Origin of the sequence: Sphingobacterium sp. UBA5670 (assembly GCF_002420705.1) — a bacterium.
GTDB lineage: Bacteria > Bacteroidota > Bacteroidia > Sphingobacteriales > Sphingobacteriaceae > Sphingobacterium.
On sequence record NZ_DIIM01000004.1, the window covers coordinates 102,334 to 118,986 of the forward strand.

Annotated in this window: 14 protein-coding genes and 1 tRNA gene; 5 read left to right on the plus strand and 10 right to left on the minus strand. The window is 39.2% G+C overall.

Going from position 1 to position 16,653, the window contains the following annotated elements; genetic code table 11:
• Nucleotides 1-405 precede the first annotated feature (405 nt).
• From B3C94_RS05070 to B3C94_RS05090, 5 genes are all read right to left on the minus strand, one after another.
• Nucleotides 406-2,127 (minus strand): hypothetical protein, encoded by a 1,722-nt coding sequence (locus tag B3C94_RS05070; RefSeq protein ID WP_293899993.1) that lies wholly within the window; start codon nt 2,125-2,127, stop codon nt 406-408.
• Between the two features lie 21 nt (nt 2,128-2,148).
• Complete coding sequence (locus tag B3C94_RS05075) at nt 2,149-2,331, minus strand: hypothetical protein (protein WP_293899996.1); 183 nt, start codon at nt 2,329-2,331, stop codon at nt 2,149-2,151.
• 227 nt (nt 2,332-2,558) lie between these two features.
• Nucleotides 2,559-3,407, minus strand: coding sequence for an AraC family transcriptional regulator (locus B3C94_RS05080; RefSeq protein ID WP_293899999.1), 849 nt, complete (start codon nt 3,405-3,407; stop codon nt 2,559-2,561).
• A 273-nt stretch (nt 3,408-3,680) separates the two neighbouring features.
• Entirely contained in the window at nt 3,681-5,321 is a 1,641-nt protein-coding gene (locus tag B3C94_RS05085; RefSeq protein ID WP_293900002.1) for an FISUMP domain-containing protein, read from the minus strand.
• A 31-nt stretch (nt 5,322-5,352) separates the two neighbouring features.
• A complete protein-coding gene (locus B3C94_RS05090) occupies nt 5,353-5,583 on the minus strand; it encodes a hypothetical protein (RefSeq protein WP_293900005.1) in 231 nt (76 codons plus the stop codon).
• 450 nt (nt 5,584-6,033) lie between these two features.
• Here B3C94_RS05090 and B3C94_RS05095 point away from each other — a divergent pair, with 450 nt between their 5' ends.
• Entirely contained in the window at nt 6,034-6,966 is a 933-nt protein-coding gene (locus B3C94_RS05095) for a helix-turn-helix domain-containing protein (protein WP_293900008.1), read from the plus strand.
• Nucleotides 6,967-7,139: 173 nt separating this feature from the next.
• Here the strand turns inward: B3C94_RS05095 and B3C94_RS05100 are convergent, their stop codons facing one another.
• Entirely contained in the window at nt 7,140-8,480 is a 1,341-nt protein-coding gene (locus tag B3C94_RS05100; protein WP_293900011.1) for a M60 family metallopeptidase, read from the minus strand.
• Nucleotides 8,481-8,977: 497 nt separating this feature from the next.
• Nucleotides 8,978-9,057: transfer RNA gene (locus B3C94_RS05105), tRNA-Leu, on the minus strand.
• Between the two features lie 182 nt (nt 9,058-9,239).
• On the opposite strand from B3C94_RS05105, the gene B3C94_RS05110 reads away from it, so the two are divergent.
• Nucleotides 9,240-10,193 (plus strand): aldo/keto reductase, encoded by a 954-nt coding sequence (locus B3C94_RS05110; protein WP_293900016.1) that lies wholly within the window; start codon nt 9,240-9,242, stop codon nt 10,191-10,193.
• Nucleotides 10,194-10,438: 245 nt separating this feature from the next.
• On the opposite strand, the gene coaD is transcribed toward B3C94_RS05110, so the two are convergent.
• Genes coaD through B3C94_RS05125 form a run of 3 tightly spaced genes read right to left on the minus strand, consistent with a single transcriptional unit; the run spans nt 10,439 to nt 12,244 of the window.
• On the minus strand, nt 10,439-10,915 hold the full coding sequence (coaD, locus tag B3C94_RS05115; protein WP_293900019.1) for a pantetheine-phosphate adenylyltransferase: 477 nt from the start codon (nt 10,913-10,915) through the stop codon (nt 10,439-10,441).
• Nucleotide 10,916: 1 nt separating this feature from the next.
• Nucleotides 10,917-11,456, minus strand: coding sequence for a 16S rRNA (guanine(966)-N(2))-methyltransferase RsmD (gene rsmD, locus B3C94_RS05120; RefSeq protein WP_293900021.1), 540 nt, complete (start codon nt 11,454-11,456; stop codon nt 10,917-10,919).
• Nucleotides 11,447-12,244: a DUF3822 family protein gene (locus B3C94_RS05125; RefSeq protein ID WP_293900025.1), complete on the minus strand. Its 798-nt coding sequence runs from the start codon at nt 12,242-12,244 to the stop codon at nt 11,447-11,449. Before B3C94_RS05125 ends, rsmD begins: the two co-directional genes overlap by 10 nt.
• Nucleotides 12,245-12,329: 85 nt before the next feature.
• On the opposite strand from B3C94_RS05125, the gene B3C94_RS05130 reads away from it, so the two are divergent.
• From B3C94_RS05130 to B3C94_RS05140, 3 genes are all read left to right on the plus strand, one after another.
• Nucleotides 12,330-13,754, plus strand: coding sequence for an ATP-dependent DNA helicase (locus B3C94_RS05130; RefSeq protein ID WP_293900028.1), 1,425 nt, complete (start codon nt 12,330-12,332; stop codon nt 13,752-13,754).
• 91 nt (nt 13,755-13,845) lie between these two features.
• Nucleotides 13,846-16,332 carry a S9 family peptidase gene (locus B3C94_RS05135; protein ID WP_293900030.1) on the plus strand — a complete coding sequence of 829 codons (2,487 nt, stop codon included), beginning with the start codon at nt 13,846-13,848 and terminating at the stop codon, nt 16,330-16,332.
• A 7-nt stretch (nt 16,333-16,339) separates the two neighbouring features.
• Nucleotides 16,340-16,653, plus strand: a 314-nt coding sequence (locus tag B3C94_RS05140; RefSeq protein WP_293900033.1) for a hypothetical protein, incomplete at its 3' end; no start/stop codon positions are given.

The window sequence follows — 16,653 nt, forward strand, 5'->3', positions numbered from 1 at the left end:
ACCAGAAGTGAATCATATTTGTAATATTAGGTCAATAAACTTAAATTTTTGCCGGTAAAATGAAACGCAATCGATTGTGCTAATATCGAAAACGATATAGTGTATCGTAAACACTTTAATTAAAAACAAGTTCAAAATTATCTTTTAGTCAAAAAAATGGATTCTTCATCACGGCTGTAAGAGTACAAACTTTTAAAAAGACACATTTGCAATGAAACAATAATCAAGGAATATAAAATGTGTACAAGTCAGCAAAGCAAATCATCTCAACCGAATGTTCTCCAGTTTTACAAGAATTTCTGATCTTACTGTTTCCGTTCGTGAAGGAGCATCTCAACTAAAAAAATCCCCGAACTCGCAAATGCGGGATCGGGGAATTGTTAAAGGCTTCGAAAAAGAATTGCTTTAATTGTTGAGCTTCGCTCTAACACAGCGGATCTGTACTCCCTGCCGCTGTGATGTATTAGGAACACTTGTCCCACCGAAACTGCCGTTCTGTAATTGGCTGTATAGGATATAGGCATTCCCATTATTAGTATATTGGTTGCTTCTCAGATGCAATGTTCCCGTTCCAGTCTGGGAATTGGATGGGTTCTGCTGAACCACACCGTTCGCATCACGATAGCCATAGTAAGAGATAACCAGTTTATTATCCGGATACGCCGGATTTGTTGCCTGTGTAGTATTCCAGATGATACTATGACGGTAGCCATCAGAAACTTGTTTTGTCAACGTTGTGCGATCCGTATTCTGCGATAGCAGTGTCATTTCTTTCGGGTTATTTAATTCCTGCGGATAACGCCAGGTACCTTCGGGAAATACGCGTCCGCATCCGTCTACCGTATTTACATCTGTCCCAGTTGGCGTGGACGCTCCAAAGTTCCAGTATTCTGCATTGACGTTAGGGTATGCATATTCATTGTTGGTTCTGAAACGGTAAGCATCGGAACTACCCTTTGTATAGGCCGAACCATATAATTTATTCGCGTCATAAATCATATTAGTGCGTGCCCACACCACATTGCCGACTTTAATTCCAGATTCGATCAACCGTATGCTCGTCTTGGACAGTGTGCCTTTTGCTAGGCTCAATGATGCCGCATGGCTAACAGGAACAAGTGTATTCGAACTGAACGTACGTGTAGTATTGTCATCCAAAGCGATGTTCAGTGAATTTAACCGAATACGGAGATTATTGGCCGCTATCGTTGCTGTTGTATTGGCTGTAAAAAAACGACCGGTTTTCTCAGCGTTGCCCCAGCGGCTATCAACAGCTGTCATTTGAGATCCCTTTAATGGCTCCGCATCCTGTAAGTTCGAGAATGATCCATTGTATACATTAAACGTACCGGTCTGAATCAGGTTGGTAAAATTAGTTCCGGTTCCAGATCCTACAGAAAAGGTAGAATTATCGGTGATTCCACCAAATATACCTCTTGTATTAACAGTAACATCAATTGCCGCCATCTGACGCAAGAAAATTATATCCAGATAATTTTGATCCTCCGTTGTTGTAATATCTCCGGAATCAAACATAAAGTCTTTATTGGTCAGATCCGAAGGCGATATATTTCCCGATCCATCAATATTGGGAACGGTATTGGCGTCGTTAACAGAAAACGCATACCAATGGTACTTTTTGCCAGCAGCAACTTTTAGCTGCGGATCCTGGCCCGCATTAAGCACATCATTGTAAAGCGGTGTGGACTGACCATCTTCTACGAAAACTAGACGGAACTTCTTGTCTTTGGTAAGGGGAATGTTAGCAGCTTTCAGCTTATTATCCACCGATGCACGTGCAAGTCCACTATTCGTACTAGTTTTGAGGGTTGCATTAGACTGCAGATCGGCGGTGTAATCAAATTCGGCCGATTTTTGAATATCCAAGGTATTTTCTGCCGTTGTCGCATTTTGTGTTGACGCGCTGAGTTTGGCCGATGATCCATCTTCATCACTTATTACATTGATATCAGTGACATGATCATCATTGATAAACTTTACTGACCGGATGCTGATATTGCTATCCGAAGAGGAGATTTCATTTTTATCCTTATTGGTCGAACAAGAAATCGCAGTCATGGTGATCAAGCCAGCGATTCCCAGCCATTTTATTTTATTAAAATACATTTTTTTAGATTGAATAGAAGATTAAATATCAAAGTCCTGGTTATTGTTCCAACCGTTATCCCAAGATTTTTCCTGTGGAGTCTGATTATCAGATCCTGTATTAATAATTGCAGATCCAGCTGCAATGCCCTGCTCCAATTCGATTAGGTCAACCGTAATTTGGGGCGCGATGTAAGCCTCTTTCTTTTTTTCGATAATTTTCATCTTTTCATTGTTTTCTTATTGGCAGACGTAGCTACTAGCCTGATTATTTGATAAATATGGAAGATGCACCTTCCCATATTTGTGGCGCCTAAATTCAGAAATATATCTCATTCAGCAGTTTTCGTAATTATTCATTCGCTTTTCAAAATAAATGGACGACTTAAGTTGACAATATTATGACAAACAAAACTCATCTATAATCTAGATAATTTTTTCTACCAAAATGATCATTCTTGCAATGACAGGAATTCTCGCGGTGACAACCCGGTATGTCTTTTGAAATAATTAGAGAAGCCCGAAAGGTCATTGAAATTAAATTCAACAGCGATTTCTTTAACGGTTCGACCAGCACTTAGAAGCTCAACAATAATTACGTTGATCACTTCCTTTGAAATGAAAGCATTGGCATTCATCTCAAAATATCGCTGGCATAGGATATTAAGATAGTTTGCAGATATTCCGATCCGTTCGGCGTAAAACTTTACAGTCCTTTGCTCCCTGCTGAATGCAAGAAGGAGCAGCGAAAACCTGGTTAATAAAGGACCAGATTTTGAATCTCCAATTTGCTTGCTTTCGTGAAGAACCAGCCTATTGAACATCAGAGAAATGATCCTAAATTTAGAATAGATAATTTCCCGCATGCCTTCGGCATGAACAAGTTCTCTATCAATACCTTTAAATTCAACAAGCAGCTCTCGATAAATCTGACTCGACAGCTCAAAAACAGGGTTTTTCTTATAAAAATCGATCGGATAAATGAAAAAATTTTCAAACAGCCTGAACAGTTTTGCCGACACAAATATCGTATGCGCCTTACTCCCTGCCAAAATATCCCAGCTGTGAAGCTGCCCCGGAAAAATGAGATGAAGCTGTTTACTCTGGATCTCATACGCCACTTCATCAATGGTATGAGTCCCGCTGCCTGTTTCAAAGAGTAGGAAAGAAAAGAAATCCAATCCGATGGGATCTTTTCTTTTTATTGCAGATTTAGTCTTAAAGTACAAAATGTCTTCGTTAGAACCCTTTTTATTTTGAAAGTCTTCGAAATGTTCAACAGGGTATTGATGGTTTTTCATCCTTGGTTTTTCTTCGTTTCTGGTCTTTATTAATTGGAAATCAAAGTGAAATGGTCTGACAAACGTCAGACCATTCGCTCTAGTTATCTTTTAAGCCAAAAATAGCCAATGATTTAGCACAACCAGTTAACGCAATTCATCCATTACTTTACATCATTATATTTGATCTCATTATCTTTAAATTGATAAATCTTGTCAGCAAAAAGAGATGGACAATCGTGGATCATCCATGCCCTTTTATCTGAAACACCTATAACACCTATTTTAATTTAACTATTCTGCGATACAGCGGATTGGAGCTCCAGTTGTTTTAGCAAAAAAATCGGGATCAGATGGCACTCCGCCATATAGCGTTACTGAATTCTCATAAAACCCAAACATCACCTGATCGTTAGTTTTTGTTGACGCGCTCCAATAATTGCCACTTCCGCCGCGCCAGTACAGAATCCCTTGTTTTGCATTACGGTATCCATTAGCTGGAAAGGTGAGCTTAACATTGCTATTCGTTTTACTGGTCAATACTTTAGCAGCTCCGATTGTATTTTGTGTTCCAGAAGTTGCCCAGGTCCCTGTATTGCTATCATCTGTATTGTCCATTAATTTCTGGAATTCAGCTTTTAAAGGCACTCTGTATCCAGTAGGACAAGGATCATTCGCTGTTTTGATAGGGCTGGTTTCGGTACCTGAGTTCCAGGAACCATCTGCGGCGGCTGTCGTGTTCCATCCCGAAATTGCACCGGGGGCCGTATTGACCGTTGCCACAACCGCTTTCCTTCCAAATTGGTAATAATTTCCATTTAGATCTGTCGTAGAAGGAGATTTGTCAGGATCCGTTGCTGTATTGGCGCCAAGATTGTGACGCATCCAAACTAAGCCACCGATCCTTGCCGCAGATTGCCCCTGTTGTGTCAAATAGATATCATTCGGCGTAACGGTTAATTTTAGGTTATATTTGATTCCTGGGCTAATGGCAAGACCTGTAATACCCGGCAAATTAGTTTTTGTAACCGAACCGATTTGGATGGAAGAAATTTTAAAGGAAGCGTCGGTTGTACTGCCATTGATGATAGTGGGACTGCCAGTAACGACAGCAGTGTTCAGTCCGGAAAATGAGGAGATCTCAACGTCACTTGCAGCTCCGGTCTTTGTGATGCTCCCATTGGCCAACTGAATATCTGCTGTAGGATAATGGGAATCAAAACCTGCATTTATAGCACCTATCATGTAACCCGTTGCTGATGCGTCAACACTCGCGGTTATCTGGCTAAACTTATGCTGCAGATTGATTCCCAGATAATTGTCCTGATCCGCGGCGATCTCCATAACTTTCTGAAAGTACATAAAATCTGAACTCCCCTGGATGCTACTCAGATGTGCCGTAGATAACGTCTTTGCCGAATTATCCGTAAATTCAATCGTCGGCAGGTCCGTATTACTGTTAATTGAATAGGCAACAAAGGTATACGTCTGTCCACCATTAAGTTTTAATTCTTCGGCATTGGCTTCAGATCCGCGCACATAATCGCGCTCGCTGATGTAAGTTCCACCAGAATTAAAAACGGCAACTTTATATTTCACTCCAGCTGCCAGATCATTTTCTTCAACTGCCGCTCTAGTCGTAGCCTTGAGCTGAGCTACCGCCTGCGTTACCGGGCTCAGTTCCATTAAAAGTGTCAGGTCATCATTGAAGCGAAGCGTCCTCCGTTGAACGGATAAGGGAGAACTGTTTACCTGATTAGACATTTTCTTTCCATCCCCCAGTGTACCGGCCCCTGAATAGCTGCTGCCCTGAAGTTCGATCCTAACCTTCGCTAAGCTGCCGACCGAAATGTCATCCTTTTTTGAATTACACGACAGCAGAAACAAAAATGAAACGATCAGCGGTACAGAAACAAATTTTGATTTATTTTCCATGATTTAATAGTCTTAATTAACAAATAATTGGCTACCATTGCATTTCTGCATTTTTATCGTCATCAGCATTCCAGTTGGACTTCACTTCATCGTTTGTTGTTCCCGGTGAAGCCGTTCCAGATCCGGCAGCGATGCCGCTTTCCATCTCCAAAACCCAAGAATCTACTGTTGGGGTACGATAAATCCGCTTTCCCCTGACATTTTCTTCTTTCAGTTTTGACTGATTTAGCGCTAACTGTTTAAGATTAATTTGCCTTTCCATATTCATGTTATTTAAAGTGTAAAAAATTCAACTCAGTTCGGTCTGGGGAATTCTAAAACAACCTATGGAACTTTAAACTTTGATGAAATACTTGACCAGGTTCAAAACCAGCTTCCCCTATCCTAATTTTATGTTTATGAATATTAGTATTTATTTAGCTAAAGTTAAAGGCAACTTTCGTTGATTGCAATAGCTTTCGCTTACCGTAATTATGCATTCACTTTACTTAATTATCATTTCTATTTCTTTTTTATCGATTTAAAAATTACATAACCCAATTTGTCTTTTTTGAGAAATTCCAAGAATCGCTTTCCAAAATCAGTAATACGCTTTCTATAATTATTTATTTGTTTAAACATATTTTGAAGAACGCTTAAAATCACGTTAATTAGAGAAAGTGGTCAGTTTGTTCGAACAACGCCTTGCTAATCCATTATGATCAGCATAAAAATGAAAAGAATTAAAAATCATCAAAGGGGATTAAAAATGACAAAGAAAAATCATCTACATGAACATTTTGAGGATGTTCAGCAGAAAATGAGAATCAAAGAGGAAATGCTTTATTTTCAGGTTAGCCACCGCTCATATCGGGAAGATCCAATTGGATTGGACTTCTTTTCTTTTCTGCTTTTTGAAAAAGCAACAGGCACACATACAATCGATGGAGTCACCCATCAATTAAATGACCAGCAACTACACATTATTTTTCCGGGCCAATTCCATAGGTGGGATATGCAAGCTGACGGTAAAATACATGTCCTTTTTTTATCGGCAAGATTATTTAAAACTTTTGAACATCTATTTATCTGTCCCATAGAATACTATAAGCGCTATCCGGTGATGAAGCTTTCGCCAAGGATATTTAAAGAACTCCTTCACGAATTTACGGGTATAGATGCCGAATTTAAAGAGGAAAGAAGACTAAACGAAATTGCATTCTTAAAATTTAAAATCGTTTCCCTCATTTACAATAGGGAAATCCTAGAAAAATTAGGCCCAGAGGCTGAATCTGTCCACAAGCCCATCATGCAACGTTTCCTTCTCTTGTTACAGACAAATATCTATGAGCGTAAAACGGCGCAATATTATGCGAATAAACTCGGAGTATCGGCAAATTATTTAAACCAGCTTTGCCACAGACATCTAAATAAAAGTGCTAATGCCATAATTACACGAGAAACGCTAAAATTGATTACCTACGACCTGGTCACTGGTAAAAAATCAATAAAACAACTGACCGTGGATTTAAAATTTACTGATCTTGCGGGGTTTTCAAATTATTTTAAACGGCATATGGGCATGTCGCCCAATCATTATATTGAACAGTTAAGGATACAGGAATCTGAAGTTCACATTTCATTGAATTATTTAATAAAAAAATAAAATCGTATTCTTGCCGTCTTCTGCCCAACAGTTGATGGCTTTTTTATAAAAAAATGGCGCAATAACTAAATATCAATCAAATTCTTAAAGTATTGTGAGGGTACGAAATAAAAAAGGCACGAAGAAATTCGTGCCTAATTTTTGGAATGCCGGTTAAAAGTGATCTCCAAAAACTAATCTCTTAATAGCGTAAGATCCTGCGAAGGCACCGGTAAATTCAGGTTGGCAATTTCTGTATAGACCGATGCGTCCACTTTGAATCCCCATTTAACAAAAAAATCCGATAAGTCCTTTTGGGTAATCTGACAGGCCGAAAGCATAAAATAACGCATTTTTTCTCCATCGTTAGCCAGTGAAGGTCTATTTTCACGGGTCGATTTACTCAAATTTATATACAGATTATCCCCAAACGCCATCCATAACTGATGGAACATAATGAGCTTCAAATCGTTATCGCCAGCATTGAAATTTCGATCAGCTACATTTTTTTGAAAGTAAGTATCCAATTTGGGCCATGAGTTGTTGGCCTTCACACGGCTGATTGGCAGACCAAATCCACGCTCACTAGCCATCGAGTAAACGTTTACTGTAGTTTCAGTCAAGTTTCCCCAAGTCCAAGCTTTTTGTTGGTATGTATGTCCTATTTCATGCCAGATTCCCCAGCCGTTGGTATTGGAAAGGTACTTGGGCTGCAGCATCCTGTAGGATAGTGCCTCGGTATAGTAAATCGAAATTCCTGCAGCCATATATCCGCCAGATGCCGAGTCTCTAACGGTAATCAGATGCTTATTGTAAGGAACTGCATGCACCCCACTTGATCCACTCAGTCCACTAATATAATTTGAGAAGCCGATAATAGAATCCAGTCTGTTCACAATAAGCTGCTGATCTTCATTCTTATAAAGAACAGCTTCGTCCATATTGGCTACCATGATTGTATGATCTGACGAGAACATCACATCTGGAGCACTATTCTTAAGTGAGTCCAAAGTGGCAATCCATTGGCTATGCGTGGTTTTTCCTTTCTCAAAATAAGGTACGGGAATAAAACCATTGCCGAAGGTAATTTCAATTTCACCGGTGGCCGTATAATTATTTGCCGTGTAGATGACATACACCAAACCGCCATACTGATCGGCAGTAAAGGTCTGAGTGCCGTCCTGAAGATTAAAATACTGCCTGACAGGCCGAATGTTATCCCTAAAAGGAGTTCCTATCGCCAATCGTGGTACAATATTGCCTGAATTGATCTTGACATTTAGGGTTATGCTACTGTTTGGCGCAACATAAAATCCGGTTGCTTGCATTTCATTGTGGGTTCCCTGAAACTGCATACGGTCTGATTCTGTGCTCGCTGAAGGGGTAATGTGATAGGTTTGGGTAGAATCTGCAATTGCCAATTTAATTACTGGAACTTTAGGCGTACCAGGCAACATCCAGCCGCCATCTTTTCGACAGGATGAAAATAGTACAAAAAGAGCCATCGCAATGAGATAAAAAATGTTCTTTTTCATTAGTTTTAAATTTAAGTTTATGACTTGAGTAAATAATGTTCTATAGAACCCGTTTATAATTATTTACTGAATATAAGGGAAAAATATCGCTACAGTTTTCCGCAAACGATTGCACTATTAACGAAAACGTTATAGTTAATAATATTTGTTAAAAAATGGTTTTATTCGATAAAATTAATCTATTGCAACTAAAATTAAGAACAATTGAAATAAAAAGGAATTTAAATGAAATTTTAGCTTAAATAGTTTCTTCATCTACTCTTGCATCAGGATCTAAAATCAACTGGTCATTGACGGAAGAAAAAATAACCACACAAGTATAATGTGGCTTGCTCTGCAACCTGACCAACGCAGTATCGAATCACAACTGGCAACAATATGATGGCAAAATAAAAAAAGAAAATACACAAAGCGGCCGAACTTACCTTCATGGAGAACAAAGGTTTGAAAACAGAAAAACCGAATCGAGAACTAAATTAGTACTCAATTCGGCTTAGTACCCGGAGCCGGAGTCGAACCGGCACGGTTTCCCACTGGTGTTTGAGACCAGCGCGTCTACCAATTCCGCCATCCGGGCATATCCGTTTGGGATGATGCAAAAGTAAGGAAAGTTTTTATTATTCCAAATCATCCTAACGAGCATTTTTAAAACTCACTGAAAATGAATAAGAAAATTTTAAAAAAACTTTTCACTGCCCTAGCAGTGGATTGAAAACGGCCTTTTTTACTTATTTTTAATCAGTAAATAATCAAATGATCATGGAAAAAGTAAAACTCGGAAACAGTGAAATTGAATTCAAGCCACTTGTCTTTGGTGGAAACGTATTTGGCTGGACCGTCGATGAGAAGCAGTCTTTCGCCCTATTAGATGCTTTTATTGATATGGGATTCAGCCTTATTGATACATCCAACAACTATTCGCACTGGGTACCGGGACACAGCGGATCTGAATCAGAAACAATCATTGGCAAATGGATCAGCCAAAGAGATATTCGCGATAAAGTTCAGATCGCCACAAAAGTCGGTGGGCGCCGAGCAGATAATAGTAAACCTAATCTGAAAAAAGAGTATATTATTAAATCTGTGGAAGACTCACTCTTGCGACTGAATGTTGACACAATCGATCTTTATCAATCTCATCACGATGATCTGACAACCGGAATCGATGAAACACTGGAAGCTTATCATCACCTGATCCAAACTGGGAAAATAAAATGGATTGCTGCATCAAATCTAAGTCCAGAGCGAATTTCGGCATCTCTCCGTATTGCCGAACAACACAATTTACCCTCTTACATCGCTATCCAGCCGGAATACAACCTTTACGACCGAACGAAATATGAAGAACAGTATGAACAATTGGCCCTTGACAATCACCTGGGTGTAATCAGCTATTATTCACTCGCAAGTGGCTTCCTCTCGGGTAAATACCGCTCTTTGGATGATATAAAAGAGGTGAAGCGTTACGATGCATTAAAAGACAGATTCAATTACCGCGGTCTACGTATTTTAGATGTCTTGGCTGAAACAGCGCATAGCCAACAAGCAAGCATGTCAGCCATTGCCTTAGCCTGGATTTTAAATAGACCTTCGGTTACAGCTCCTATTGTAAGTGCAACCAGTATCCAGCAGCTAGAAGAACTCAGCAGAGCTGTCGAAATCAAGTTAACACCTGAAGAGTGTTATCTATTGGACAAAGCAAGCGCCTACTAAAGTATCAACAAGAAAAACACAATATAACAAACTGAAAATAAACCAATCAAACACAAGTAAACCGCGCAACCAAATAATATTTGGCCATGCAGCATAGATGAGAGCATATCATCTTAAAAAATGAAAATATATTGCTTACATAAAACACGCAAAACCTTGTTTATCAAAAACAAAAAATGTCATACAAAATATTATTTCGTATGACATTTTTTGTTAAATCCGCGATCTTGCTTTACTAATCTGGCTTATCTACTTTTTTCATTCAACAACGACAGAATAGCAACAGGCACCATTGCACTGATATCCCCTCCATTAAACCACACATCTCTAACAATGGAAGAAGAAATATGAGCCGTTCCAGATCTACTCATCAAAAAATAGCTTTCTACCTCGTTATTGAGCAACAGATTATTTTGAGCAATGGCGTTTTCAAATTCAAAATCATTGGTATTGCGGAGCCCTCGTAATATAAAACGCGCTTTAACCTGCTTGCAGAAATCCACTGTTAGGCCTTTATATTTAAGCACCTCAACCCTACTTACGTCGTTAAAAACACGGCTAATTGAATCTACCCGTTCGTCGTGATCTAACATTCCTTTTTTATTGGCGTTATAGCCCACTGCAATAATAACTTTATCAAATAGCGGCATTGCTCTTTCAACAAGATCTTGATGAGCCAATGTAAAGGGATCAAAAGAGCCCGGAAAAACAGCAATTTTCATATTAGATAGTCTTAGCGTAAAAGGAAAATGATGAATACCCGTATTTTCTAATTTCTATAAAATTTGGATGATCTTCCATCTGTCTTGTTGACGGATGCTCAACAACAAGGAGCCCATGTTCATGCAACAATTCCTGTTCAAAAATTAATTTTGGTAATTGTGGCAATTTAGGAATATCATAAGGTGGATCTGCAAAAATAAAATCGTAAGTATTCTTACAACTGGCAATGAACTTAAACACATCGGCTTTCCTTGCTTTAATCCGCGCCAATTTCATCTTCTCTGCCGTATCATTGATGTATTGCACACATTTGAAATGAAGGTCTATCGCATCTACATGCTCCACATCCCGCGATGCGAGCTCAAAACTAATATTTCCTGTTCCTGCAAAAAGATCCAGACACTTTAAACTATCAAAATCCAGTCGGTTCTGTAAAATATTAAACAGCGCTTCCTTAGCGATATCCGTGGTTGGTCTCACAGGTAAATTGGTTGGTGGGTTCAGCCTTAAACCACCTAAACGACCTCCGATTATTCGCATAGTATAGAATCAAATAATACGTTATACGGCGTCAAATTTGACTCGATCTCGCTATCCGCCAACACAACTTTGGTTTTCAAATCCAATATTTCGATATCACCAGCATAAGTAGAGATACGTTTATAATAGGATTCATTTGGAATTTCTCCTGAAAGGAGCACCTTATTGATGGAGTCCCCTAGATTGAATTGCGTTAAAATATTTAGTACATAGTAGCTAATATCATCTAGATTATGAATTTCAAAACTATTATAGAGCTGAAAAACCCCGTTTTTAAAAAGATAAAAATCAACTGTATTTTCAGCTACAAAGTGGAGCCCCAACACACTGCCTCTAATGGATACACGCTCCTGTGCGCGATCAAGCACAACTGCGAATTCGGGAAGTATAACAGCGTCAGGAAACAACCGCTTCCACCTATTTAATAAAAGTCCATCAAACTGGTATACAGCAACTAAATTAAGATTATCTAAAGAATAGCTAAATGTATTTTCAAGATCAGTTGTACCTAAAAACTGTAGGTAATCGCTCACATGTTCGCTCAGAAAAAATTCTTTTGGAATAAACGTAAAAGTTTGATGCGGTATCACAACGCGAACAAATCGAAATGGAAGGCTCATAATTCGTGTGGCATCCAAAATGGGCTCTTCTGACGGATACTCGATCAAAATCGGTGCAACCGACTTTTTATCAACCACTGCCAAGACATCCTTCTGAAAGCCAGCCTTGACCAAAAGATTGTACTCCGGTAAATAATGAATATTAAATTGTTTTGAAATATAATTCATTCGCTGAATTGTAAAAATTAAAACTTCTTAGAGCAAAAATAGCTTTTTCTAGAGGATAAGACAAACCTTTTAAATAACTTTGAGGGTGTTCATCAAAAATCTGTTAATACAGCAATTCCCATGGCAGGCCACCGATCAGCAGTTGGAGGCCTTCGAATTACTGCAAGAATTTCTACTCGCTTTTGACAAGCAATCCTGCTTTGTACTGAGAGGATACGCCGGTACGGGAAAGACAACGTTAATTTCGGCACTGGTCAAAGTACTACCGGCATTGCGCAAAAAAGCTGTTCTGCTAGCTCCAACGGGCAGGGCCGCAAAAGTAATCACCTATTATTCGGGACGCAAAGCACTAACGATCCACAAGAAAATCTATCGAAAAAAATCTGCTGTTTCATTTCAGCTGGATTTCACTTTAGCGGAGAACCTTCATGAAGATACTTTATTTATCATTGATGAGGCTTCTATGATATCCAATGCACCTGTGAATGCGTTTTCAGGAAGTCTTTTGGATGACCTGATCCGCTATGTGCAATCAGGAAAGAACTGCACGCTATTATTTGTTGGGGATACCGCCCAGTTACCTCCTGTAGGACTCCTAGACAGCCCCGCATTAAACCCAAGTTATCTCGAAAGTGAATTTCATCTATGCGTTTATCCACATGAACTGACCTCCGTTGTCCGTCAATCTAAAGATTCGGGCATACTGTATAATGCGACAAAAATACGCGAAGAGATAACCTCAGCTGAAGAAGATCAAGATGACTTTCCCTTCCCCAAATTCATAACAAAAGGATTTAAAGACCTTTACAGAATGACAGGTGAACGGTTAATCGAAGGGATAAACTATGCCTATGACAAATATGGAGTCGAAAATACAATGATTATCTGTCGTTCAAATCGCTCTGCAAACCTATACAACCAAAATATAAGGAACAGGATTTTGTTCCGGGACGAGGAGCTGACCGGCGGAGATTATATTATGGTTGTTAAGAACAACTACTTCTGGTTGCAGGAAAACAATATGGGCGATGGGTTTATTGCAAATGGTGATATGGCCAAGGTGCGAAAAGTGAGCAATATACATGACCAGCATGGATTTCGATTTGCAGATGTCACACTTGAATTTGTAGACATTGATGAAATAGAACCTATCACTTGCCGCGTGATCCTAGACAGCCTCTATACGGACAGTCCCAACCTGCCTTATGAAACCCAGAAAACACTCTACGAAGAGATCGCCTTGGATTATGCCGATATTATGGATAAAAAAGACCGTCTCGAAGCAATCAAAAAGGATCCCTATTATAATGCGCTTCAGATTAAATTTGCATTTGCAATTACCTGCCATAAAGCGCAGGGCGGCCAATGGCCAATCGTCTTTGTCGACCAGGGTTATATAAACGATGACATGTTGGATCTTGAATTTTTAAGATGGCTGTATACGGGAGTGACACGGGCAACAAAAGAGCTTTTTTTGGTTAATTTCAGTGAAAACTTCTATCCATCATAGGATTATTACACGAATTATTCGCAAAAGAACCTAATTATAAATATTTTTACGTCCAAAACCATTATTATACAATTATCTATATCATTATTTAATGCATAAGTTCTACTTTATCTTAGCAGCCAGCTTATTACCCTATATTGGCACTGCACAACAGGCGAAAGAGGTGCCTATAAAAGCCAACTATCAGTTAGCGGCGAAATTTTCCCCTGAAAAATTAAAGAAAATGATTTTTTCAACGAGTATCAAACCAAACTGGATCAATTTTTCTGATCGCTTTTGGTATGATTACGCAAGCCCACAAGGAAGAAATTGGTACATTGTTAACCCGGCCCTCAAAAAGAAAGAACTTCTTTTCAATAATGACGACATCGCTGCTCAAATTACTAAAATCGTTAAAAACCCAGTAGATGCCCAACATTTGGAATTACAAGGGCTTCGATTCACCAAAGATGAGAAAAAATTAAGATTTCAGGTTCAGAGCACCCAAGATACCGTGAAATCCAAAGATGAAATACAAAAGCTCAAAAATAAGTCCGACACCACTAAAAAGAAACTCTTTTATCTGGAATACGACCTGGCAACAAAGTCTGTCTTAGAAATCAGTGACTCGACAAAAGTTAAATCGCCATTGGGTTGGGCGAGCTTCTCCCCAGATACTAATACAGTTTACTTTGCAAAAGACTATAATCTATATTGGATGGACAGATCCAACTATCTTAAAGCGGTAAAAAATGAAAAGGACAGCACCATTGTAGAGCACCAGATAACAAAAGACGGTGTGCAATATTATGCTTGGGGCGGTGATGAATACAGCACAACTACCGGTGACGAAAAAGATAAAGACAATGATCCTAAACGTAAGCGGGTATGGATCAGCTGGTCGCCGGATGGTCGTTATTTTACCTTGAGCAGGAAGGACAACCGTTCATTAAAACCTTTGTGGGTAATCAATAATGTTGGCTCATCCCGACCGACACTTGAAACTTATAAATACCAAATGCCAGGTGAGGTCGATTCAACGGAAACTGAACTTTATATCTTTGATGCAGGAGCAAAAACTCCACGTCGCATCAATGTATCTGCGTTCAAAAACCAGACCCTCTCTACCTGGACCAAAACACCAGATAAAAATTCGTATAAAGAGGATTATTTTATCAACTACTGGTTAGGCAATAACGAGGAATTTTACATTTCACGTTCTAGCCGTGACCTCAAACGGATTGACCTCCTAAAAGTCAATATAAATGGCACAGTGAACAACATTATCCAAGAGCGTTCTAATGTATATCTGGATGTTCAAAAACCATTCCTGATTGAGAATAAAAAGCAATTGGTTCATTGGTCAGAAAGAGATGGCTGGGGCCATTACTACCTCTACGACACAAATGGAAAATTGATTAATCAAATCACAAAAGGTGCCTTTCATACAGAAGAAATTACTGGTTTAGACCCTGCTTCAGGAACACTATACTTTACAGCATCGGGCCGTGAGAAAAACGAAGACCCCTATTATCTGCATCAATACAGTGTAAATACTACTGGCTCCGGAATTAAACTATTAAACCCGGGAAATTTTGATCACCAGGTGGAAATGAGTGAATCCACCCGGTATTTTGTTAATAATTCCTCCAGGGTAAACACGACTCCTGAATCCGTCTTATACAATAGCAGTGGACAAAAAGTAATGACATTGGAAAAGGCCGATCTGTCTTTACTATTTGCTGCTGGATACAAATTTCCAGAACCTTTTAAAGTAAAAGCTGGGGATGGCACCACTGATCTCTATGGAGTCATGTACAAACCATTTGACTTTGATAGTACCAAGACATATCCCATTGTCGAATATGTATATCCCGGACCTCAGACCGAAGCTGTCAATAAATCCTTTGGAAGAAGCATGGACAGAATTGACAGGCTAGCGCAATTCGGTTTTATCGTCATCACCGTCGGTAACCGTGGTGGACATCCTTCACGTTCACAATGGTATCATACTTATGGCTATGGCAATCTGCGTGACTATGGTTTGGAAGATAAAAAAGTCGCGGCGGAACAGCTTGCTGATCGTTATAAATACATTGACATAAACCGTGTCGGTATAACTGGTCACTCCGGCGGTGGATTTATGTCTACAGCAGCGATGCTTATTTACCCTGACTTCTTTAAAGTTGCCGTATCTGGAGCAGGAAATCATGAAAACCAGATCTACAACCGTTGGTGGAGCGAGCGTCATCATGGCGTAACAGAAAAAGTATCCGCTAAAGGCGATACTACATTCTCGTACCAAATCAATAAAAATACGGAGATCGCAAAAAACCTGAAAGGCAGACTATTGATCGCCACTGGAGATATCGATAACAATGTACACCCGGCTAACTCCATTCGAATGGTCGATGCACTGATTAAAGCCAACAAAAGATTTGATTTCCTACTATTACCGGGACAAAGACATGGCTTTGGCGATATGACGGAATATTTCTTTTGGAAAATGGGCGATTACTTTAGCCAATATCTGTTGGGTGATTCCAAGATGAACGAAGTTGATATGACTGAAATGAATCGAGAAAAGCCACAAAAATAACGGTTACATGACCCACAATGAAAAATTAGCATTTCTATCCGTTACCTTGAGATCTTTCGAGGTAACGGATTTTTCTTTGGATATCCTTCAGGGAATAACACTGACCGATCTGTTGAACATTTCCTTAGAAAAAGACAAGAAGATTGCCTTCCGCGCCGCATGGGTATTTGAAACCATCGTTTTAAAAAATACAACACTGCTAAAATGTGTTCTCCCGCAATTCTTGGATAATTTAAAGAAACAAAAGAATTGGAGCTGTCTTAGAAGCTACACTAAAATTCTGCTATTTCTGACCTCGAAAAAAAATAAAGAATATACGCT

Coding starts and splice junctions, on each gene's coding strand:
- B3C94_RS05080 (WP_293899999.1), bottom strand. CDS start 3,407: ATGAAAAACCATCAATACCCTGTTGAACATTTCGAAGACTTTCAAAAT.
- B3C94_RS05095 (WP_293900008.1), top strand. CDS start 6,034: ATGAAAAGAATTAAAAATCATCAAAGGGGATTAAAAATGACAAAGAAA.
- B3C94_RS05090 (WP_293900005.1), bottom strand. CDS start 5,583: ATGGAAAGGCAAATTAATCTTAAACAGTTAGCGCTAAATCAGTCAAAA.
- B3C94_RS05110 (WP_293900016.1), top strand. CDS start 9,240: ATGGAAAAAGTAAAACTCGGAAACAGTGAAATTGAATTCAAGCCACTT.
- B3C94_RS05075 (WP_293899996.1), bottom strand. CDS start 2,331: ATGAAAATTATCGAAAAAAAGAAAGAGGCTTACATCGCGCCCCAAATT.
- B3C94_RS05085 (WP_293900002.1), bottom strand. CDS start 5,321: ATGGAAAATAAATCAAAATTTGTTTCTGTACCGCTGATCGTTTCATTT.
- B3C94_RS05100 (WP_293900011.1), bottom strand. CDS start 8,480: ATGAAAAAGAACATTTTTTATCTCATTGCGATGGCTCTTTTTGTACTA.
- coaD (WP_293900019.1), bottom strand. CDS start 10,915: ATGAAAATTGCTGTTTTTCCGGGCTCTTTTGATCCCTTTACATTGGCT.
- B3C94_RS05125 (WP_293900025.1), bottom strand. CDS start 12,244: ATGAATTATATTTCAAAACAATTTAATATTCATTATTTACCGGAGTAC.
- rsmD (WP_293900021.1), bottom strand. CDS start 11,456: ATGCGAATAATCGGAGGTCGTTTAGGTGGTTTAAGGCTGAACCCACCA.
- B3C94_RS05070 (WP_293899993.1), bottom strand. CDS start 2,127: ATGTATTTTAATAAAATAAAATGGCTGGGAATCGCTGGCTTGATCACC.
- B3C94_RS05135 (WP_293900030.1), top strand. CDS start 13,846: ATGCATAAGTTCTACTTTATCTTAGCAGCCAGCTTATTACCCTATATT.